The sequence below is a fragment of the Rathayibacter sp. VKM Ac-2835 genome (assembly GCF_013266705.1).
GTDB lineage: Bacteria > Actinomycetota > Actinomycetes > Actinomycetales > Microbacteriaceae > Rathayibacter.
This window is the reverse complement of sequence record NZ_JABSNQ010000003.1, coordinates 116,520-136,072: the sequence shown is the minus strand read 5'-3', so window position 1 is coordinate 136,072 and position 19,553 is coordinate 116,520. Positions and strand designations below refer to the sequence as shown.

Here is a 19,553-nt window from a genome sequence, read left to right as displayed (position 1 = left end):
GCCGGATCCCGGGGCATCGAGAGCCGACCGATGCCGCGGGTCCTCGGTCCTCCGATGCGTCCCCGCGGCGGATCGACGGACTCCCGTCCCGCCCCTCCGCATCGACCGTTCCACCGACCCCGGAGAGAGGCCGCCGCCGTGGTGATCCCCGCCCACGAGACCCGCCGCGCGAACCGCCGCGCCCGCCGCGGGCGCCACAAGGGCGAGTACGACCACGACGACTTCCAGCGCGGCTTCGACGCGCTCGGCCGGCTGGCGCTGGACGGAGTCGTGGTGTCGGCGCGCGCGGTCGACCTCGGCACCGGGCGCGCCCTCTTCGCGGTCGACGACTCCGTCTCGATGCCGACGGCGTCCGTCGGCACGATCGTGCTCCTGATCGAGGTCGCGGCGCGGCTCGCCACCGATCCCCAGGAGAACCTGCGCCTCGTCGACCGCACCGCCGCCGACGCGGTCACCGGCACGGGGATCTGGCAGCACCTGCAGATCCCGTCGATGCCGATCGCCGACCTGGCCGCCCTCGTCGGCGCGACGAGCGACAACCTGGCCACCAATGTGCTCCTGCGCCGAGTCGGCCTCGACGCGGTCCGCGAGCGGGCCGAGGCGCTCGGCCTCTCGCGCACCGCCCTGCTCGACGTCGTCCGCGACGAGCGCGGTCCGGACGACGCTCCGCAGCTCTCGATCGGCTCGGCCAGCGAGCTGACCTGGCTGCTCGCGACCCTCGCGAACGGCGAGATCGTCGACGCGGCGGTCAGCTCGCGCGTGATCGGCTGGCTCTCGCTCAACAGCGACCTGTCGATGGTCGCCTCCGCCTTCGGCCTCGACGCGCTCTCGCACCGCCAGCCCGACCACGGCGTGCTGCTGGTCAACAGGACCGGCACGGACACCGGCGTCCGCGCCGAGGTCGGCGTGCTCCGCGGCCCGCGCGCCGGCGTCGCCTACGCCGTGATCACGCAGTTCGACGACTCGAGCCTGCGCTACCGCCTCGCGGTGCTCGACGGCATGCGCACGCTGGGCGTCGACCTGCTGGAGTACGTGCACTGACGGGCGCAGCGGCCGCGTGCTTCCGCTCGCTCCCCTGCGGTCCAGGCTCGCCGACCTCCGGCTCGTGAAACGTCGTCCGGCTCGCCGGAATCGCGCGATCCCGCGTGCCGAGGTCGGATCCGCGTGCCGAAGATGCTCGCAAGGGGCGGCACCGTCAAGCCGGTGACTGCTCCCGGAGGCGCGACCTAGGCTGCCGGCAGCGGCGTCGCCTCCCGGTGCGCCGCGGAGAGGACACCATGAGCAGCTTCGGCTTCGACGCCCCCGAGGACGTCACCGACACCACCCGTCCCGACGCCGACTCCCTGCCGGTCCCCCCGGAGGACCCGGCGCAGATCGACGACACGCAGGTCGACGGCGCCGAGGCGACCGGCGAGACGGCCGACGAGGGCGCCGACTCCCGCCTCGACGACGACCAGGACCCGCCGGAGCACCCCTTCGTCCCTTCGCCGAGCTGAGCGAAGGAACGGGTTCCGGCCCGGCGCGTGCACGACTCAGGCTGTGAGGGCCGGATCGGCCCGAAAACGCTCGATCCGCTGCTTCCAGCCTCAGGTGTGCACGCCCTCCGCGGCTGACGACGCTGCGAGCGGCCGGTGACGAGGCGGTCGACCCCCGTCAGCCGCGGAACGCCCCGCGGTAGCGCGCCGCCGGGTGCCGCGGGTTCAGCCGCGCGGCTCCGGTCAGCCGCTCGCGCAGGCCGCCCGGCGCGTACTCCGAGCGGGCCAGCCCGCGATCGCGCAGCACCGGCATCACCTCGTCGACGAACTCGACGTAGCTGTCCGGCAGCGTCCAGTGGTTGAGGTTGACGCCGTCGACCCCCGCGTCGCGCAGCTCGGAGAGCCGGTCCGCGATCTGCTCGGGCGTGCCGACGACGCGCTGGTGACGACGCACCGCGAGGCGGGCCAGATCGGCGACGGTCGCGTCGCGGTCGGGCAGCAGCCGGATCATCGACTCGAGCGTGCTGCGGTTGCCGTTGGTCACGATGTCGCGCAGCTTCGTCTCGGGCGGGAAGGGCTTCCCGTCGGCCTGGTCGACGCTGAGGCCGGCGTGCAGCAGGTGGGCGTCGACGCTCGTGTACGCGTCGAGCTCGGCCTCGCGCTCCCGGGCCTCGCGCTCGGTGCTGCCCACGATCACCGACAGGGGTGAGAAGAACAGCACGTCGTCACCGCGGCGCCCGGCCGCCTCCGTGAGCGCGCGGGTCGAGGCGATCAGCTCGCGGGTCTGCTCCGTCGTCGAGCCGCCGACGAACTGCGCCTCCGCGTGCCGGGCCGCGAAGGCGCGGCCGGCGGGCGAGGAGCCGGCCTGGAAGAGGAACGGCGTGCGCTGCGGCGACGGCGCCGAGAGGTGCGGGCCCTCGACCCGGTAGCTCGCGCCGGCGTGGTCGATGCGGTGCACCGATTCCGGTCGGGAGTACGCGCCGGCCTGGTCGCGGACCGAGGCGTCGTCGTCCCACGACCCCTCCCACAGCTTGTAGACCACGTCGAGGTACTCCTCGGCCTGCGCGTAGCGGGCGTCGTGCTCGGTGAGGCGGTCGAGGCCGAAGTTGCGGGCCGCGTTCTCCTGGTAGCTGGTGACGATGTTCCAGGCGACCCGGCCCTTCGAGAGGTGGTCGAGGGTCGACATCCGCCGCGCGAACTCGAACGGGTGCGCCTGCAGGATCGAGCTCGTCATCGCGAGGCCCAGGTGCTCGGTCGAGCCGATCAGGGCGGCCAGCAGGATCGACGGGTCGTTGTTCGGCAGCTGCAGGCCCTCGCGCGCGTTCACCTCGAGCGAGGCGCCGACCGCGCCGTAGGTGCCCACGACGTCCGCGAAGAAGATCGCATCGAACACCCCGCGCTCGAGCGTCCTCGCCACCTCGATCCAGTGCCCCAGGTCCTCGAACGCGCCGGGCCGCGCCCCGGGCCGCCGCCACTGGCCGTGGTGGATGTGCGAGGGCGTGTTCATCACGAACGCGTTGAAGAGCAGCGGGCGGGGATCGGTCATGCGGGTGCTCCTGGGGGCGGGACGCTGGTGCGGACGTCGGTCTCGTGCGAGGCGATCGTACGGTGAGTGCGCCGTCCCGCCGACCGGAACGAGTCGAGCGACGTCGCCGGGTGTCGATACGCCGCCTGCAGCGGCTCCTCGACCAGCATGTTCCGGTGGCCCTCCGACCAGCGTGACCCGGCGGCTGCGAGTGCATGCTGATCGAGCAGCCCGGCGCGGCCGGGCGCATCGAGATCCGCCGCAGCGAACGCCACGTCGCCACGCCTGCTCGACAGGCGATGAGGAGTGCCTGCTAGCGTCGACGCCACCGGCGCGAGCGGGGGCTTCTGGAATCCGGCGGGCCCCGCATCGCGCCGGTTCCGTCTGCCTGGTCCCTCACGCGTCGTCGGCCTCACCCGTCGGGATCCGCGCGCTGCTCGGATACATCGAGAACCCGGCACCGAGGCGCAGTCCCGTCTTCTGGTGCAGTGCCGTGCACCGTCGGATCTGTTCCCAGAGGTAGCTCTGCTCCTCCGGCGCTCCGCCCTGCAGAAGGTAGGTGCCTGCCGAGTAAGCGACGATGTCCGCGAGTTGCAGGATCTCGCGATCCCAGTGGCTGAGCTCCGTGTCGACCCACAGCGGCTTGTCGAGCACCAGGTCGTACCCGGGCTTCCTCCGCAGCATCCTGTCCAGGGTCGCCCGCGCGTCCCGCAGGCCGCCGCTGCGGAAGAACTTCTCGTGCTGGGACTGCTGGTCGGCGACGAACATGGCGGCGTCCCCGGAGTAGTAGTCGCCCACAGTCGTCGCGACGCGCTGATGCAGGTATGCGTAGGCGACGCCCACCGGCATGAGGCCGCGTCCGGTCTCCACCATCTCGAGCTTGTCCACGGCCGCTGCGAAGACGAGCGGGCGGAAGGTGTCGAAGAGCAGCCCGACGTCCTTGAAGAGGGCGGCCGTCTGCTTCTCGGTGACGAGTGCCCGGTACGCAGCGGGCCTGTCCAGACGATGTCCTGATGCGACACTGCGTGCCACCCGACGGAGGTGGTGACCCTTGATCTCGGAATCACCCCACGGAAGATCGCATGCGGCGAGCACACCGAAGTGCTTCTCCTTGACGTCGACGATCCGCTCTGCCAGGGCACGCCGTGACGTGTCTCGGACTCCGACGGCGCCGAGCACGAAGTACTGGCTGGCGCCTTCCTTGAGGGTCGGAATTCCCGGTGCATCGTTCCGGTCGAGCGTGTGATTCCCGAATTCATCGACGTAGAAGATCCCATGCTGGTCGAGCAGCCCGCTAAGCGGGCGTATCGAGATCCGGGCGCCTACTCCCGCGGGGTCGACCCCGGCTTGATCCGCTGCGCCAGCCGCTTCAGCGGGTGCGCCGGCTCGCGCTCGAGCGGCTCCTCCACCTCGAGGCCGTAGAACGAGCCGATGTCGCCGACGAAGGCGGCCCGGCGGGCCCGGTCGTAGGCGCGGATCTCCCTCCGGAAGGCGATCACCGTCGCCACGCACATCAGGATCATCACCACGCTGAACGGCAGCGCCGAGAGGATCGCGGCCGTCTGCAGGGCGTCGAGCCCGCCGGCGATCAGCAGCGAGAGCGCCAGCAGGGCCGTCGCGAGCGCGAAGAAGACGCGGATGCCGTTGCGCGGCTCCGCGTCGCCTCCGGTCGCGATCATCGCCATCACCAGGGCGCCGGAGTCGGCGGAGGTGACGAAGAAGACGCCGATCAGGATGATCGCGCCGACGACCAGCACCGAGCCGGCCGGCAGGCCCTGCAGCATCGAGAAGAGCGCCGTGTCGGTGCTCACCGCGCCGTCCGCGCCGACGAGCCCGCCGTCGCCGTAGAGCTCGCGGAAGAGCGCCGTCCCGCCGAGCACGCTGAACCAGAGGAAGGTCATGATCGTCGGCACCAGCAGCACGCCCGCGACGAACTCGCGGACGGTGCGGCCCTTGGAGACCCGGGCGATGAAGATGCCGACGAACGGCGCCCACGACATCCACCAGCCCCAGTAGAACGTCGTCCAGGTCGCCTGCCAGGCCTCGCCCTCCCGGCCGGCGTAGGCGCTGACGGTGAAGGTGAGGCCGATGAAGTTCTGCAGGTAGTTGCCGAGCGACTGCACGAACTCGCGCAGCAGGAACTGCGTCGGGCCCGCGACGAGCACGAACACCAGCAGGGCGGCGGCGAGCAGCAGGTTGCCGGTCGAGAGCCACTTCATGCCCTTGCCGACGCCCGAGACGAGCGAGAAGACGGTCAGCGCCGTCACGACCGCGATGACGATGATCTGCACCGTGAGCGAGGAGTCGACGATGCCGCTCGACTCCAGGCCCGCCGAGATCTGGGTGACGCCGAGGCCGAGCGACGTCGCGACGCCGAACATCGTGCCGACCAGCGCGACGACGTCGATCGTGTTGCCCCAGCCGCCGCGCACCCGGCGGCCCAGCAGCGGTTCGAGCGCCCAGCGGATCGACACCGGGCGCTTGCGGCGGTGGATCGCGTAGGCGAGGGCGAGGCCGACGACCACGTAGATCGACCAGGCGTGCACGCCCCAGTGCAGGTAGGTCTGCGAGATGGCGCTCTGCGCGAGCTCCGTCTCCGTGCCGGTGACGCCGGGGCGCGGGGTGGCGAAGTGGGTGAGCGGCTCCGCGACGCCGTAGAAGACGAGGCCGATGCCCATCCCGGCCGCGAAGAGCAGCGAGATCCAGGAGAGCATCGAGAACTCGGGCTCGTCGTCGTCGGCGCCGAGCTTGATGTCGCCGAAGCGGCTGACGCCCATCCAGATCGCGAAGGCGACGAAGACCGCGGCGATCAGCACGTAGTACCAGCTGAAGGTGTTCACGACGGTGGTCTGCAGGGAGGCGAAGACCTCGGTGGCGACCTCGGGAGCGATGATCGCGAAAGCGGCGATGGAGAGCGTGATCACCGCCGCCGGCCAGAACACCCAGCGGGCGAGGCGCTGCGGGGGCCTCTCGGACGTCTTCTGCTCGAGCATGCGCGGGCCTCTCGTCGACGGCAAAAGCTCCACCGTACACGGGCGGCGTGTCGCGAGCGGGGGCGGCGAGGGCGCTCGGATCGGTGCGGCAGGCTGGACCCGTGCAGTTCAGAGTCTTCACCGAACCCCAGCAGGGCGCGAGCTACGAGGATCTCCTCGCGGTCGCGCAGGCCACCGAAGCCCTCGGCTACGACGGCTTCTTCCGCTCCGACCACTACCTCCGGATGGGCGACGGCGACCCCGGCCCCGGTCCGACCGACGCGTGGACGACCCTCGCAGGCCTCGCGCGCGAGACCGAGCGGATCGCACTCGGCACGCTCGTCTCCTCCGTCACCTACCGGCCGCCGGGGATCCTCGCGATCCAGGTCGCCCAGGTCGACGCGATGTCGGGCGGCCGTGTCGAGCTCGGCCTCGGCACCGGCTGGTTCGAGGAGGAGCACGCCGCCTACGGCATCGACTTCCCGCCGCGCCGATTCGATCTGCTCGAGGAGCAGCTCGAGATCGTCACCGGTCTCTGGTCGACCCCGGTCGGCGAGCGCTACTCGTTCGCCGGCGAGCACTACACGCTGACCGACTCGCCCGCGCTGCCCAAGCCCGCGCGGCTGCCGCTGCCGGTGATCGTCGGCGGAGGCGGGCCGAAGCGGACCCCGCGGCTCGCGGCCCGCTTCGCCAGCGAGTTCAACCTGCCCTTCCCCGAGTTCGACGCGATCCCCGGATCGTTCGAGCGCGTCGATGAGGCGTGCGCCGCGATCGGCCGCGAGCCGTCCTCGCTCGTGCACTCGGTCGCGCTGATCGCGGTCGGCGGAGCGGACGAGGCGGAGTTCGTCCGTCGCGCCGCCGCCATCGGCCGCGAGCCCGCCGAGCTGCGCGAGCACGGCGTCGCCGGCGGAGTCGACGAGACCGTCGACCGTCTCGAGTCCCTCCGCGAGGCCGGCGCCGAGCGCGTCTACCTCCAGTTCATGGACCTCCAGGACCTCGACCACCTCGACTTCTTCGCCCGGGAGGTCCTGCCGCGGCTGTCGGCCTGAGCACCCCCTGCTATCGAGCAGCCCGCGGAGCGGGCGCTGCATGCTGATCGAGCAGCCCGCGGAGCGGGCGTATCGAGATCCACCGTTCTGCAGAGGCCGGGTCTCGATACGCCGCCGGAGGTGGCTGCTCGACCGGCATGGGGGCCCTACCGCGCGACCTAGGCTGGAGGGATGGTGGACACGATCGAGCGCGCCGACGAGCGGCTGGCGACCCGCTCGGCCGCCGAGGTGCCGTGGGTCGTGCTCGTCTGGGACGACCCGGTGAACCTGATGTCGTACGTGTCCTACGTCTTCCGCAGCTATTTCGGCTTCGGTCGCGCTGAGGCCGAGCGCCTCATGCTCCAGGTGCACACGGAGGGGCGCGCCGTGGTCGCGACCGGCAACCGCGAGGAGATGGAGCGGCACGTGGAGGCGATGCACGGCTACGGCCTGTGGGCGACGCTGCAGAAGGCCGACGCATGACCCGCCGAGGCCCAGCCCTCCGACGCTCGACCCGCCGACGCACGGCCGGCGGCCGCTGATGCGCTCCTTCCGCCGCGACTCCTCCGGCGCCGCCGTGGCCCGCTTCGACCGCGAGGAGGCCGGGATCCTCCGCCACCTCGCCGGCGAGATGCTCGAGCTCCTCGATCGCGGCACGTCCGAGGACGCCCGCGACGACCCCGCCCTGGCGCGCCTGCTCCCCGACGCCTACCGCGACGACGACGAGGCCGCCGCCGAGTTCCGCCGCTTCACCGCCCCGGACCTGGCCGGCCGCAAGATGGACGACGCCCGCGCGATCACCGCCGCGCTCGACGCGGGCGAGGGCTCCGGGCACGCCCGCGTGTTCGCCGGGCTCGGCGAGGTCGCCGTCCGCCTCGAGCCGCCCCAGGCGCTGTCCTGGCTCCGCGGCCTCACCGACATGCGCCTCGCCCTCGCCGCGCGACTCGGCATCCTCGACTCCGACGACGTCGAGCCCGAAGACGAGACCGGGCAGGCGATCCGCGCGGTCTACGACTGGCTCGGCAGCGTGCAGGACGGCCTGGTCCACGCGATCGACGTGTGACCAGCCCCGCCCGCAACGTCACCAGCCGCTGACCACGACCTTGCCGGGACGCCCGCCGGCCTCGACCAGGCGGTGCGCCTGGGCCAGGGTCCCCGCGTTCAGGGGCGACAGTGCGCGGGTGAGCGTCGTGCGCAGCACCCCCTCGCCCAGCAGCCCGGACACCTCCTGCAGCAGGTCGTGCTGCGCACGCAGGTCCGGCGTCGCGGACATCGGACGCGTGAACATCACTCCCAGTGCACCGACACCGACGTGCGCTTGAGCGACCTCGCAGCGCTGGCGGACGAGCCGTGGGTGCACTTCACGCCGGAGCACGGTCCGCGCCTTCACCCGGGCCGCCCCCGACCCCCTCTCGTCGCCGCCTTCATCGAGACGATCGCCGCTCACGCCGACCTCGCCGGGTCGATCGGGCGCTGAGGGGGAGAGCGGCAGCAGGGGTGAGCGCCCACTCCAGCTCTCTCCCCAGGAGAGATCTCCACAGCTGTGGATAACTCTGTGGAGAGATGTGGAGAACGACCGTCCTCACAGGGTCCGCCCCGGAGTCGAGGCCGGTCCGACGCGGGATCCGCCGTCCACAGGCTGGGGAGAGCATGTGGAGAAGCGACGCGTGCCGCCGTCGGACTCCCGCCGGGAATCGGGGTCGGCGGGCTCCCCGGGCTGCCCGCGCCCACGGCCCGGGTTCGACGCGGCGGGCGGAGTCGCGTACCGTCCGGATCGTGAACACTCCCTCAGGCACCCAGGCCAAGCGCGCTGCCGACGACGCGCAGGACTCGACCGCGATCCGCACCCTCGCTCGCGGGGGCTACGCCGCGAACGGCCTCGTCCACATCCTCATCGGCGTGATCGCCCTGCAGGTCGCCCGAGGCGGTGGCGGCGAGGCCGACCAGACCGGAGCGCTCGGGCAGCTCGCCGCGCAGCCCGGGGGAGTGGTCGTGCTGTGGGTCTGCGCGATCGGCCTGTTCGGGCTCGCCCTGTGGGGTGTGCTCGAGGCCTTCCTGATCGCGGACGGCGACAGCGCGGCGTCGCGCTGGGGCAGCCGGCTGAAGGAGGCGGCGAAGGCCGTCGTCTACGCCGCGCTCGGAGCGACCACTCTGCGCTTCGCGACGGGCGGCAGCTCCGACTCGTCCGAGACGTCGCAGAGTGCGAGCGCGCAGGTCCTCGCCGCGCCGGGCGGCGTCGTCCTCCTCGTGATCGCGGGGCTCGCGGTCCTCGCCGTGGGCGGCGTCTTCGTCTACCGCGGCGCCTCGAAGAAGTTCCTGAAGAACATCGCCGTGCCCGGCGGGACCGCCGGCCGCGTCGTCACGGGCCTCGGCGTCGCCGGCTACGTCGCCAAGGGCATCGTGCTCGGTGCGCTCGGCGTCCTCCTGATCGTCGCCGCGGTCCGGCACGACCCCGAGCAGGCGGGCGGGCTGGACGAGGCGCTGAAGTCGCTGACCGAGCTGCCGTTCGGCGTGGCCCTGCTCGCCGCCGTGGCCGTCGGGCTCATCGCCTACGGCGTGTTCTGCTTCGCCCGCGCGCGCTGGCCCAAGCTCTGAGCCGGCCCGCCGGCGCTCCCGAGACGGGCGTCGGCACGATCGCCGACGCCGCGCCCGCCCATGCGCGCCGGACTCTGCTGCGCAACGGCGTCCGGTCCCTCGCCCCGGGGCGGCACGGGAACCGCGGAAGGACGCCACCGGCACCCGCGTGCGGGTGACCCGTCGGGGCGCCGCGGTGCCGTTACCCCCTGACGGGTGTGACCGCAACTGGTGCCACGACCCGGGTTGCGGTGCCAGTGTGTGCAGATGCATGAACGTAGCGACGACGCGCGCGCGGAGCGGATCCGCCCCGCCCTGGCCGAGGCCGCCGCGCGCCTCCTCGGGGCCGTCGCGACCGGCGACCGTGCCGCGTTCGCCGAGCTGTTCGACCGCTTCGGCGGGCTCTTCTCCGCGTCGATCGCGACCGTGCAGGCCGACGCCGCCGCTCGCGACCGGATCTGCACCGAGGCGTTCGCCTCCGTGTGGCGCCGCGCCCGCGAGGGTGCCCGCGCTCCGGAGCCGGTGCTGTGGCTGCTCGAGGTGCTCTGCGAGACGCTCGGCTCCTCCCGCGAGCCCTCGCGGCGCCCGCTCGCCGACGGGCTCCTCGCCCTGGCCTGCCCGGACCGCGAGCTGCTGCTGCTCGCCGTCGCGGGCCGCTACTCCCAGCCCGAGATCGCGGCGCTGACGGGAGTGCGCGAGTCGCGCCTGGGCGCGGTCCTCCGCGACGCGCTCGGCTCCCTCCGAGGCGGGCTGAGCGAGGGCCGTCTCACGGCCTGAGCTGCGAGTCGCCGCCGCAGAACTCGCCGTCCCCGCGGGAATGGTTCCGACGGGCGTAAAGTTGAGTCATTCGAACTCAACTTTCGAACCGCAAGGAGGAGATGCAGATGCAGGCCGGTCGGACACCCCAGCAGGACGAGTCGTCCGCTCTCGCGCAGTACGGCGTCGACCTGACCGCGATCGCGGCGAGCGGCAAGCTCGACCCGGTCATCGGACGGGACGCCGAGATCCGTCGCGTGAGCCAGGTGCTCACGCGCCGCACCAAGAACAACCCCGTGCTCATCGGCGAGCCCGGCGTCGGCAAGACGGCGGTCGTCGAGGGGCTCGCGCAGCGGATCGTCGCGGGCGACGTCGCCGACAGCCTCAAGGGCAAGCGACTCGTCAGCCTCGACCTCTCCGCGCTGATCGCGGGTGCGAAGTACCGCGGCGAGTTCGAGGAGCGGCTGAAGGCCGTCCTCGCCGAGATCAACGACTCCGGCGGCCGCATCATCACCTTCATCGACGAGCTGCACACCCTGATGGGCGCGGGCGGCGGCGAGGGCTCGGTGGCCGCCGCGAACATGCTGAAGCCCATGCTCGCCCGCGGCGAGCTGCGGATGATCGGCGCCACGACGCTCGACGAGTACCGCCAGTACATCGAGAAGGACGCGGCCCTCGAGCGCCGCTTCCAGCAGGTCTTCGTCGGCGAGCCGACCGTCGAGGACACGGTCGCGATCCTCCGCGGCCTCAAGGAGCGCTACGAGGCGCACCACAAGGTCGCCATCGCCGACTCCGCGCTGATCGCCGCCGCCTCGCTGTCCAACCGCTACATCACCGCCCGTCAGCTGCCCGACAAGGCCATCGACCTCATCGACGAGGCCGCCTCGCGCCTGCGGATGGAGATCGACTCCGCGCCGGTCGAGATCGACGAGCTGCGCCGCTCCGTCGACCGGCTGAAGCTCGAGGAGCTCGCGCTGAAGAAGGAGAAGGACGAGGCCTCGAAGGCGCGGCTGGAGAAGCTGCGCGAGGACCTCGCCCGCCGTGGTGCGCACCTCGCCGAGCTGCAGCAGCGCTGGGAGCGCGAGCGCGCCTCCCTCAACCGCATCGGCGATCTCAAGAACCGGCTCGACGCCCTGCGGATCGCGGCCGAGCGGGCCCAGCGTGAGGGCAACCTCGAGCGCGCCTCGCGCCTGCTCTACGGCGACATCCCGGCGGCCGAGAGCGAGCTCGCGGCGGCCGAGCAGGAGGAGCAGCCGGCCGAGGGCCGCATGGTCAACGAGCAGGTCACCTCGGACGACATCGCCGCGGTCATCGCCGCCTGGACGGGCATCCCCGTCGGCCGGCTGATGCAGGGCGAGACGGAGAAGCTGCTGCACCTCGAGACCGAGCTGCACCGGCGCCTGATCGGCCAGAACGAGGCCGTCTCGGCCGTCGCCGGCGCCGTCCGCCGCACCCGCGCGGGCGTCTCCGACCCCGACCGGCCCACCGGCTCCTTCCTCTTCCTCGGCCCGACCGGCGTCGGCAAGACCGAGCTCGCGAAGGCGCTGGCCGATCACCTCTTCGACGACGAGAAGGCGATGGTCCGCATCGACATGTCGGAGTACGGCGAGAAGTTCGCCGTCTCGCGGCTCGTCGGCGCCCCTCCCGGCTACATCGGCTACGAGCAGGGCGGCCAGCTGACCGAGGCCGTGCGCCGCCGGCCGTACTCGGTCGTGCTGCTGGACGAGATCGAGAAGGCGCACCCCGAGGTCTTCGACGTGCTGCTGCAGGTGCTCGACGACGGCCGGCTCACCGACGGCCAGGGGCGGACGGTCGACTTCCGCAACACGATCCTCATCCTCACCTCGAACCTCGGCTCGCAGTTCCTGATCGACCAGTCGCTGACCCGCCCGCAGAAGGTGGAGGCCGTGCAGCAGATGGTGCGGCAGGCCTTCAAGCCCGAGTTCGTGAACCGGCTCGACGACATCGTCGTGTTCGAGGCGCTCGACCGCACCGAGCTCGGCGAGATCGTCTCGCTCTACGTCGACCGGCTCTCGCGCCGGCTGGCGGAGCGGCGCCTCGACCTCGCGGTCACGCCCGCCGCCCGCGGCTGGCTGGCCGAGCGCGGCTACGACCCGCAGTACGGCGCCCGCCCGCTGCGCCGCCTCATGCAGCAGGAGATCGACGACCGGCTGGCGACGGCCCTCCTCGACGGCTCCATCCGCGACGGCGACGTCGTGCTCGTCGACGCGGGCCCGGACGGCCTCCAGGTCTCCGCGGGCCTCGCGACGCCGTAGCCCGGGCGCGCCCCGCGCCGCCCATTGCCCCGCCCCCGACCCTCCCCTCCCATTCCTCAAGAGTTGCGGTAGCCGCGCGCCACTACCGCAACTTTTGGAGGATGGAACGGGCCGTTCGGGGCGGGGGCTCCTCCACAGGGGGCGATCGCGGGCGGTCCGTCCACAGTCGCCGCCCGGGCGCCTCGCCGGGGTCGCGACGGCGGGTAGCGTCCCGCCCATGGACTCCCCGTCTCCCGCCGCCGGCGCGCGCATGGCCGACCTCGCGCCCGAGGAGCGGCCGCGCGAGCGGCTCCGCGCCCGCGGTCCGGAGGCGCTGACCGACGCGGAGACGCTCGCCGTGCTGATAGGCAGCGGGGTCCGCGGGGCGAACGCGACCGTCGTCGCGCAGCGCCTGCTCGCGCGCTTCGGCGGCATCGACGCGGTGTCGCGGGCGGGCGTCGCCGACCTGGTGCGCCAGCGCGGCGTCGGCGAGGTCGCCGCCTGCCGCATCGTCGCGTCCTTCGAGCTGCGGCGGAGGATGAACCGCGCCGGGCGGGCCGCGCGCGTCGTCGACGCGGCCGGCCTCGCTGAGCTGGTGACGCCGCTGCTCGCCGCACGTCCGACGGAGACCGTGCTCGCGGTCGCCCTGACCGCCGCGGGCGCCGTGCGCGACGTCATCGCGCTCGCGGACGGCCCGCCCGCCCACGCCGACCTGCCGGTGTCCGAGATCCTCGCCGAGGTGCTGGCGCGGGGTGCGGCCGCGGTCGGCCTCGCCCACAGCCACGCGGGTGCGGCGGAGGTCCTCCCCTCCGACCGCGCCGTGACGCGGTCGCTCGTCGAGGCGTGCGCGGCCTGCGGGCTGCGCTTCGTCGCGCACGTCGTCGTCGGCGCCGACGGCTGGCGGGAGGCACCGCCGTAGCGTCCGCGGACGTTCGTGCAAGCCCCTGTCCCGGCACCTGTCGCTCCGCGCGAGCGGCGTAGCGTGGTCGAGCCCCCACCCCCTCTCGAGCAGGAGTCCCCATGCGAGCAACGATCATCCACGGCGAGCGCGACGTCCGACTCGAGGAGGTGCCCGACCCCGTGCTCTCGACCGGCCGCGACGCGATCGTCCGCGTCACGGCCGCGTGCGTCTGCGGCTCCGACCTCTGGCCGTACCGCGGCGTCACCCCGACGAAGGAGGCGCACCGCATCGGCCACGAGTTCGTCGGCGTCGTCGAGGAGATCGGCGACGACGTGCACGACATCGCGGTCGGCGACTTCGTCATCGCCCCCTTCTACGTCTGCGACGGCACCTGCGCCAACTGCGCCAACGGCGTCTCGACCTCCTGCCTCACCGGCGGCTGGTGGGGCGCCGAGGTCGGCGAGCAGGGCTTCGCCGACGGCGCGCAGGGCGAGAAGGTCCGCGTCCCGCTCGCCGACGGCACGCTCTTCCCGGTCGGCACCGACGTCGACCCGACGCTGATCCCGAGCCTGCTCACCCTGGCCGACGTGATGGGCACCGGCCACCACGCCGCCGTCTCGGCCGGGGTCACCGCGGGCTCCACCGTCGCGGTCGTCGGCGACGGCGCGGTCGGCCTCTGCGCCGTGCTGGCGGCCAAGCGCCTCGGCGCGACGACGATCATCGCGATGTCCCGGCACGAGTCCCGCCAGGCGCTCGCCACCCGCTTCGGCGCGACCCACATCGTCGACACCCGCGGGGACGAGGGCGTCGCCCGGGTCCGCGAGCTCACCGACGGCATCGGCGCCGACTGCGTCCTCGAGTGCGTCGGCACCAAGGAGTCGATGCAGCAGGCCCTCGACTCGGCCCGCCCCGGCGGCATGGTCGGCTACGTCGGCGTCCCCAACGGCGGCCCCGAGCTGCCCGTGCGCCAGATGTTCGGCTCCAACGTCGGCGTCAACGGCGGCGTCGCCCCGGTCCGCGGCTACATGGCGGAGCTCCTCCCCGACGTGCTCAGCGGCGCGATCGAGCCCGGTCTCGTCTTCGACCTCGAGCTGCCGCTCGAGGAGATCGCGGAGGCGTACGCCGCGATGGACGAGCGCCGCGCGATCAAGACGCTGGTCCGGCCGTAGGTCCCGCCCACCGGAGGCCGGTCCCGCCCGCGAGCCGGGCCCGGCCTCCTCGGGGAGGGGCGTTCGCGCGGTGCGCAGGAGTAGCCTCCCGCGCATGACCGCGTCACCGCGCGGCGCCGCGACGGCGCCCCTCTTCCATCCGGACCTCGCGATCGGCCGCCTCCTCCCGCCGATCGTCCTCGGCCCGCGCCTGCTCCGCCTCGCCACCCGCCGCCAGGCCACCGGCGGGGAGGCACCGCCCGACCTCGTGGTCGAGGACCTCGAGATCCCGGGACCGGACGGCCACCCGGTCCCGGCCCGCAGCTACCGCCCGCGCACCCTCCGCGGTGCCGCACCCGCGCTGGTCTGGGTGCACGGCGGCGGCATGGTGCTCGGCAGCCGCTTCGACGACGAGGCGTCGAACATCGCCTTCGCCCGGACCCTCGGCATCACGGTCCTCTCGGTCGGCTACCGGCTCGCACCCGCCCACCCGGCGCCCGCCGCCCTCGAGGACGTGCTGGCCGCGTTCCACTGGCTCGCGGCGCACGCCGACGAGCGCGGCATCGACCCCGCGCGGATCGCGCTCGGCGGCGCGAGCGCGGGCGCCGGCCTGGCCGCGGGGGCGACCCTCCTCGCCCACGACCGCGGGGGAGCGCAGCCCGCCTTCCAGCTGCTGGTCTACCCGATGCTCGACGACCGCACCGTCACCCGCCCGGGCCCCCCGCCGCGCGGCGTCCGCGTGTGGACGCCGGGCAGCAACCGCTTCGGCTGGACGTCCTACCTCGGCGGCGAGCCCGGCGGCCCCGACGTCTCGCCCTACGCCGCGCCCGCCCGCCGCGACGACCTCTCGGGCCTTCCGCCCGCCTGGATCGGCGTCGGCACGCTCGATCTCTTCCACGACGAGGACGCCCGCTACGCCGAGCGGCTCCGCGCGGCCGGAGTTCCGTGCGAGCTCGAGATCGTCGAGGGCGCCTTCCACGGCTTCGACGCGCTCTTCTCCCGCACCGGGGTGGCGAAGCGCTTCTGGGCGGCGAAGGCGGCGGCCCTCCAGGCGGCCCTCTCGGTGTGACGTCCGGCTGCCGCCACCCCGGATGGGAGCATGGAGGCATGGACATCGACCGCCTCGCCACCCGCTACGAGATCGCCCTGCCCGCCTGGATCGAGGACGCCGTGCGCGACGTCCCCGAGTTCCTGCCCGAGCGCGAGGACCGCATGGCCCTCGTGCACGCTCTGGCCGACCGCAACTTCCGCGAGGGCAACGGCGGCCCCTTCGCGGCGATCGTCGTCGAGCGCGACTCCGGCCGCGTGGTCTCGGTCGGCGTCAACGTGGTCCTAGGCAGCGGGGTCTCCTCCGGACACGCGGAGGTCACCGCGCTCGGCCTGGCGCAGACCGCGGTCGGCAGCTGGGATCTCGGCGGCGAGGGCCTGCCCGCGCACGAGCTGGTCGTCAACTGGCGGCCCTGCGTGCAGTGCTACGGAGCGACGCTGTGGTCGGGCGTGCGCCGCCTGGTCGTCGCCGGGTCCGGCCCCGAGCTGGAGGAGATCTCCACCTTCGACGAGGGCCCGATGCGCGAGGACTGGGCCGCGCAGTTCGAGGCCCGCGGCATCGAGGTCGTCGACGGCGTGCTGCGTGACGAGGCGCTGGCCGTGTTCCGCGCCTACCGCGAGCACGTGGACGCGGGCGAGGTGCTCGTCTACAACGCGCGCGCCGCCGACTGAGCCCCGCGCCCTGAACGAGCGAGCCGCCCCGGAGGATCTCCGGGGCGGCTCGTACTGTCGGCGGGCTCGTTCCGTCGCTGTGCCTGTGAGCTCAGTGGTTGCCGGGCGTGTAGACGGCGGAGGCGCGCCACCAGTCGTCGAACATCGACAGCGGCACCTGGCGCTTGTGCTCGGTCGCCTGGTACCGGGCCTCGATCGCCTCGGCGACCTCGGTCGCGACGTCGCCGCCCTCGAGGTACTCGTCCAGGTCGGCGTAGACGAGGCCGAGGTTCGACTCGTCCGTCTGGCCGGGGTTCTCGTCGAGCAGGTCGGCCGTCGGCGCCTTCTCGTAGAGCCGGGCCGGGGCATCGAGGTGCTCGAGGAGCGAGCGGCCCTGGCGCTTGGTCAGGCCGGTGAGCGGGAGGACGTCGGCACCGCCGTCGCCGAACTTGGTGAAGAAGCCGGTCACCGCCTCCGCCGCGTGGTCCGTTCCGACGACGAGCATGCCCGCCTGGCCGGCGATCGCGTACTGCGCGACCATCCGGGCGCGCGCCTTGACGTTGCCTTTGACGAAGTCCGAGATCGGCTCGCCGACCGCATCGCCGAACGCCGAGGCGATGCCGTCGACGCCGGCGTGGATGTCGAAGGTGACCTGGCGGTCGGGCCGGATGAAGGTCAGCGCGAGCTGCGCGTCCTCCTCGTCCGCCTGCACCCTGTAGGGCAGCCGCACCGCGATGAAGGAGGCGTCGCCGCCGTCCGCGCGCACCTGCTCGACCGCGAGCTGGCAGAGCCGCCCGGCCAGGCTCGAGTCCTGCCCGCCGCTGATGCCGAGCACGAGGCCCTTGGCCCCGGTGTGCCGGAGGTAGTCGGCGAGGAAGCCGCTGCGCCGCTCGACCTCGGCGGCCGGGTCGACGGTGGGGGAGACGTGGAGCTCGGAGATGATTCGCTGCTGGACATCGCGCACGCGTCAACGCTACTCCCGATGCCCCCGCCCCGCCCCGCTTCGGAGGTGACCGGAAGCCTCGGGCGGCGCGCACCGTCATGCTGGGTCGAGCAGCCCCGCCCGCGCTCACACATGCTGGTCGAGCAGCCCCGCAGGGGCGTCTCGAGACCCACCCTGCTGGACGCGGGGCCCGTGCGTCTCAGCCGCGCGCGGCGACGATGCGGGCGATCCGCTCCGGGACGGTGTCGTCCTGGAGGCTCGTGACGTCGCCGAGGGCGCGGCCATCGCGGATGTCGCCGAGCAGGCGGCGCATGATCTTGCCCGAGCGGGTCTTGGGCAGATCCGGCACGACGACCACGTCGCGCGGCTTCGCGATCGGCCCGATCGCCGTCGCCACGTGCTCGCGCAGCAGCTGCGACAGATCGGCCTCGAGCGCCGTCCAGTAGGCGGGATCCTCCTCGGCGCGGTCGATCCCCTCGTCGGAGGGGATCACGAACGCCGCGATCGCCTGCCCGGTCGTCGCGTCCTCGACGCCCACCACCCCGGCCTCGCCCACCGCCGGGTGCGCGACGAGCGCCGACTCGATCTCGATGGTCGAGAGCCGGTGCCCCGAGACGTTGATGACGTCGTCGACCCGGCCGAGCACCCAGATGTCGCCGTCGGCGTCGTACTTCGCGCCGTCACCGGAGAAGAAGTAGCCGCGGTCGGCGTAGCGGGCCCAGTAGGAGTCGCGGTACCGCTCCGGGTTCCCCCAGACCGTCCGCGCGAGGGCCGGGCCGGTGCGGTCCACCACGAGGTAGCCGCCGGAGCCGTTCGGCACCCGCTCGCCGGCCTCGTCCACGACGAGGGCGCCGAGGCCGGGCAGGGCGCCGAGCGAGGAGCCGGGCTTCAGCGTCGAGACGCCGGGCAGCGGGCACATCACGGCCGCGCCCGTCTCGGACTGCCACCAGGTGTCGACGATCGGGCAGCGCCCGCCGCCGATCCGCTCGTGGAACCAGACCCAGGCCTCGGGGTTGATCGACTCGCCGACCGTGCCGAGCAGCCGGAGGCTGGAGAGGTCGTACTGCTGCGGCACGCCCTCCGGGAACCAGGTCATCAGCGTCCGGATCAGCGTCGGCGCCGTGTAGTAGACGGTGACGCCGTAGCGCTCGATGATCTCGAAGTGACGCGCGGTGTGCGGGGTGCTCGGGGTGCCCTCGTAGATCACCTGGGTGATTCCGTTCGAGAGCGGCCCGTAGATCTCGTAGGTGTGCGCCGTCACCCACGCCAGGTCGGCGGTGCACCAGTGCACGTCGTCCGGCTTCGCGTCGAAGACGGCCCAGTGCGTCCAGGAGGCCTGGGTGAGGTACCCGCCGCTGGTGTGCACGAGGCCCTTCGGCTTCCCGGTCGTGCCCGAGGTGTAGATGATGAACAGCGGCGTCTCGGCGTCGAAGGCCTCGGCCTCGTGCACGTCGGGCTGCGGGTCCACCACGTCGTGCCACCAGACGTCGCGGCCCTCGGTCCACGGGAGGTCCGGCGTCTCGTCGCCGGTGCGGCGGACGACGAGCACGTGCTCGATCGACTCGACGCCGGCGACGGCGTGGTCCGCGTTCGCCTTCACGGCGACGGCCTTCCCGCGCCGGAACTGGCCGTCGGTGGTGACGAGCAGCTTCGCTCCGGTGTCCTCGACGCGGAACCGCACCGCCTCCGCGGAGAAGCCGCCGAAGACGAGGGAGTGGATCGCGCCGATCCGCGCGATGGCGAGGGTGATGACGACGGTCTCGGGGATCACCGGCAGGTAGACGACGACGCGATCGCCCTTCCCGATGCCGAGCGCGGTGAGAGCGTGCGCGGCGCGGGCGACATCGCGCTGCAGCTCGGCGTAGCTGATCGAGCGACGGTCACCGCGCTCGCCCTCGAAGTGCAGGGCGGTCTTGTCGCCGCGGCCCGCATCGACGTGCCGATCGACGCAGTTGACGGCGACGTTGAGCGTGCCGCCCTCGAACCAGGTCGCGCGCGGGACCGACAGCGTGCCGTCCTCCTGCGGGACGGCCGGCTCCCAGCGGTGGGCGGTGTGCCAGGGCTCGACCCAGTCGAGGCGCCGGGCGGCCTCCTCCCAGAACGCCACGGGGTCGGCGGCGGCGCGCGCGTACTCGTCCGGGCCGACGTTCGCCTGCGCCGCGAACGCCTCGGGCGCCGGGAAGCGGCGGGACTCCTCGAGCAGGTTGGCGATCGTCTCGCTCATCGGCGTGCCTCCGTGATGGTCGTACCGGTCGTGGGACGCGTCCTGCCGGTCATC

At 73.1% G+C, this 19,553-nt stretch carries 19 protein-coding genes; 13 read left to right on the top strand and 6 right to left on the bottom strand.

Annotation, left to right across the window (positions count from 1 at the left end):
* Nucleotides 1-138: 138 nt before the first annotated feature.
* Both HRK28_RS14405 and HRK28_RS14400 read left to right on the top strand, forming a co-directional pair.
* Nucleotides 139-1,041 carry a serine hydrolase gene (locus HRK28_RS14405; protein WP_244231708.1) on the top strand — a complete coding sequence of 301 codons (903 nt, stop codon included), beginning with the start codon at nucleotides 139-141 and terminating at the stop codon, nucleotides 1,039-1,041.
* Between the two features lie 236 nt (nucleotides 1,042-1,277).
* A complete protein-coding gene (locus HRK28_RS14400) occupies nucleotides 1,278-1,496 on the top strand; it encodes a hypothetical protein (RefSeq protein ID WP_173252110.1) in 219 nt (72 codons plus the stop codon).
* A 157-nt stretch (nucleotides 1,497-1,653) separates the two neighbouring features.
* Here the strand turns inward: HRK28_RS14400 and HRK28_RS14395 are convergent, their stop codons facing one another.
* From HRK28_RS14395 to HRK28_RS14385, 3 genes are all read right to left on the bottom strand, one after another.
* Nucleotides 1,654-3,021: an NtaA/DmoA family FMN-dependent monooxygenase gene (locus HRK28_RS14395; RefSeq protein ID WP_173252109.1), complete on the bottom strand. Its 1,368-nt coding sequence runs from the start codon at nucleotides 3,019-3,021 to the stop codon at nucleotides 1,654-1,656.
* A gap of 375 nt (nucleotides 3,022-3,396) precedes the next feature.
* Nucleotides 3,397-4,272 (bottom strand): DUF3800 domain-containing protein, encoded by an 876-nt coding sequence (locus HRK28_RS14390; RefSeq protein ID WP_367948454.1) that lies wholly within the window; start codon nucleotides 4,270-4,272, stop codon nucleotides 3,397-3,399.
* Nucleotides 4,273-4,322: 50 nt separating this feature from the next.
* The gene (locus tag HRK28_RS14385) at nucleotides 4,323-5,993 is read right to left on the bottom strand and encodes a BCCT family transporter (RefSeq protein WP_160085984.1); all 1,671 of its coding nucleotides are present in this window, start codon (nucleotides 5,991-5,993) and stop codon (nucleotides 4,323-4,325) included.
* Between the two features lie 101 nt (nucleotides 5,994-6,094).
* Here HRK28_RS14385 and HRK28_RS14380 point away from each other — a divergent pair, with 101 nt between their 5' ends.
* From HRK28_RS14380 to HRK28_RS14370, 3 genes are all read left to right on the top strand, one after another.
* Nucleotides 6,095-7,021: an LLM class F420-dependent oxidoreductase gene (locus HRK28_RS14380; RefSeq protein WP_160085982.1), complete on the top strand. Its 927-nt coding sequence runs from the start codon at nucleotides 6,095-6,097 to the stop codon at nucleotides 7,019-7,021.
* Between the two features lie 171 nt (nucleotides 7,022-7,192).
* Complete coding sequence (gene clpS, locus HRK28_RS14375; RefSeq protein ID WP_123706048.1) at nucleotides 7,193-7,483, top strand: ATP-dependent Clp protease adapter ClpS; 291 nt, start codon at nucleotides 7,193-7,195, stop codon at nucleotides 7,481-7,483.
* 58 nt (nucleotides 7,484-7,541) lie between these two features.
* Nucleotides 7,542-8,063 carry a DUF2017 domain-containing protein gene (locus HRK28_RS14370; protein ID WP_173252108.1) on the top strand — a complete coding sequence of 174 codons (522 nt, stop codon included), beginning with the start codon at nucleotides 7,542-7,544 and terminating at the stop codon, nucleotides 8,061-8,063.
* 18 nt (nucleotides 8,064-8,081) lie between these two features.
* Here HRK28_RS14370 and HRK28_RS14365 read toward each other — a convergent pair whose 3' ends face one another.
* On the bottom strand, nucleotides 8,082-8,273 hold the full coding sequence (locus HRK28_RS14365; RefSeq protein ID WP_173252107.1) for a zinc-binding dehydrogenase: 192 nt from the start codon (nucleotides 8,271-8,273) through the stop codon (nucleotides 8,082-8,084).
* A gap of 45 nt (nucleotides 8,274-8,318) precedes the next feature.
* Here HRK28_RS14365 and HRK28_RS14360 point away from each other — a divergent pair, with 45 nt between their 5' ends.
* From HRK28_RS14360 to HRK28_RS14325, 8 genes are all read left to right on the top strand, one after another.
* On the top strand, nucleotides 8,319-8,477 hold the full coding sequence (locus tag HRK28_RS14360; protein ID WP_173252106.1) for a hypothetical protein: 159 nt from the start codon (nucleotides 8,319-8,321) through the stop codon (nucleotides 8,475-8,477).
* A 299-nt stretch (nucleotides 8,478-8,776) separates the two neighbouring features.
* On the top strand, nucleotides 8,777-9,595 hold the full coding sequence (locus HRK28_RS14355) for a DUF1206 domain-containing protein (protein WP_367948434.1): 819 nt from the start codon (nucleotides 8,777-8,779) through the stop codon (nucleotides 9,593-9,595).
* Between the two features lie 246 nt (nucleotides 9,596-9,841).
* Nucleotides 9,842-10,351, top strand: a complete 510-nt coding sequence (locus tag HRK28_RS14350) for a hypothetical protein (RefSeq protein ID WP_160085974.1) — start codon at nucleotides 9,842-9,844, stop codon at nucleotides 10,349-10,351.
* A 107-nt stretch (nucleotides 10,352-10,458) separates the two neighbouring features.
* Nucleotides 10,459-12,606, top strand: coding sequence for an ATP-dependent Clp protease ATP-binding subunit (locus tag HRK28_RS14345; RefSeq protein ID WP_173252388.1), 2,148 nt, complete (start codon nucleotides 10,459-10,461; stop codon nucleotides 12,604-12,606).
* A 217-nt stretch (nucleotides 12,607-12,823) separates the two neighbouring features.
* Nucleotides 12,824-13,504, top strand: a complete 681-nt coding sequence (locus HRK28_RS14340; RefSeq protein ID WP_173252104.1) for a RadC family protein — start codon at nucleotides 12,824-12,826, stop codon at nucleotides 13,502-13,504.
* A gap of 101 nt (nucleotides 13,505-13,605) precedes the next feature.
* A complete protein-coding gene (locus HRK28_RS14335) occupies nucleotides 13,606-14,655 on the top strand; it encodes a zinc-dependent alcohol dehydrogenase family protein (protein ID WP_127887857.1) in 1,050 nt (349 codons plus the stop codon).
* A 94-nt stretch (nucleotides 14,656-14,749) separates the two neighbouring features.
* The gene (locus HRK28_RS14330; RefSeq protein WP_173252103.1) at nucleotides 14,750-15,703 is read left to right on the top strand and encodes an alpha/beta hydrolase; all 954 of its coding nucleotides are present in this window, start codon (nucleotides 14,750-14,752) and stop codon (nucleotides 15,701-15,703) included.
* A 38-nt stretch (nucleotides 15,704-15,741) separates the two neighbouring features.
* Entirely contained in the window at nucleotides 15,742-16,353 is a 612-nt protein-coding gene (locus HRK28_RS14325; RefSeq protein ID WP_173252102.1) for a nucleoside deaminase, read from the top strand.
* A gap of 91 nt (nucleotides 16,354-16,444) precedes the next feature.
* On the opposite strand, the gene nadE is transcribed toward HRK28_RS14325, so the two are convergent.
* Together nadE and acs are read right to left on the bottom strand one after the other, a co-directional pair.
* Entirely contained in the window at nucleotides 16,445-17,296 is an 852-nt protein-coding gene (gene nadE / locus HRK28_RS14320; RefSeq protein ID WP_173252101.1) for an ammonia-dependent NAD(+) synthetase, read from the bottom strand.
* Between the two features lie 178 nt (nucleotides 17,297-17,474).
* A complete protein-coding gene (acs, locus tag HRK28_RS14315) occupies nucleotides 17,475-19,499 on the bottom strand; it encodes an acetate--CoA ligase (RefSeq protein WP_173252100.1) in 2,025 nt (674 codons plus the stop codon).
* Nucleotides 19,500-19,553: the final 54 nt, after the last annotated feature.

What these genes read in the sequence shown, in the direction of transcription:
- acs (WP_173252100.1), bottom strand. Translation starts at nt 19,499, where the DNA reads ATGAGCGAGACGATCGCCAACCTGCTCGAGGAGTCCCGCCGCTTCCCG.
- clpS (WP_123706048.1), top strand. Translation starts at nt 7,193, where the DNA reads ATGGTGGACACGATCGAGCGCGCCGACGAGCGGCTGGCGACCCGCTCG.
- HRK28_RS14350 (WP_160085974.1), top strand. Translation starts at nt 9,842, where the DNA reads ATGCATGAACGTAGCGACGACGCGCGCGCGGAGCGGATCCGCCCCGCC.
- HRK28_RS14395 (WP_173252109.1), bottom strand. Translation starts at nt 3,021, where the DNA reads ATGACCGATCCCCGCCCGCTGCTCTTCAACGCGTTCGTGATGAACACG.
- HRK28_RS14365 (WP_173252107.1), bottom strand. Translation starts at nt 8,273, where the DNA reads ATGTCCGCGACGCCGGACCTGCGTGCGCAGCACGACCTGCTGCAGGAG.
- HRK28_RS14330 (WP_173252103.1), top strand. Translation starts at nt 14,750, where the DNA reads ATGACCGCGTCACCGCGCGGCGCCGCGACGGCGCCCCTCTTCCATCCG.
- HRK28_RS14400 (WP_173252110.1), top strand. Translation starts at nt 1,278, where the DNA reads ATGAGCAGCTTCGGCTTCGACGCCCCCGAGGACGTCACCGACACCACC.
- HRK28_RS14370 (WP_173252108.1), top strand. Translation starts at nt 7,542, where the DNA reads ATGCGCTCCTTCCGCCGCGACTCCTCCGGCGCCGCCGTGGCCCGCTTC.
- HRK28_RS14345 (WP_173252388.1), top strand. Translation starts at nt 10,459, where the DNA reads ATGCAGGCCGGTCGGACACCCCAGCAGGACGAGTCGTCCGCTCTCGCG.
- HRK28_RS14335 (WP_127887857.1), top strand. Translation starts at nt 13,606, where the DNA reads ATGCGAGCAACGATCATCCACGGCGAGCGCGACGTCCGACTCGAGGAG.
- HRK28_RS14325 (WP_173252102.1), top strand. Translation starts at nt 15,742, where the DNA reads ATGGACATCGACCGCCTCGCCACCCGCTACGAGATCGCCCTGCCCGCC.
- HRK28_RS14385 (WP_160085984.1), bottom strand. Translation starts at nt 5,993, where the DNA reads ATGCTCGAGCAGAAGACGTCCGAGAGGCCCCCGCAGCGCCTCGCCCGC.
- HRK28_RS14340 (WP_173252104.1), top strand. Translation starts at nt 12,824, where the DNA reads ATGGACTCCCCGTCTCCCGCCGCCGGCGCGCGCATGGCCGACCTCGCG.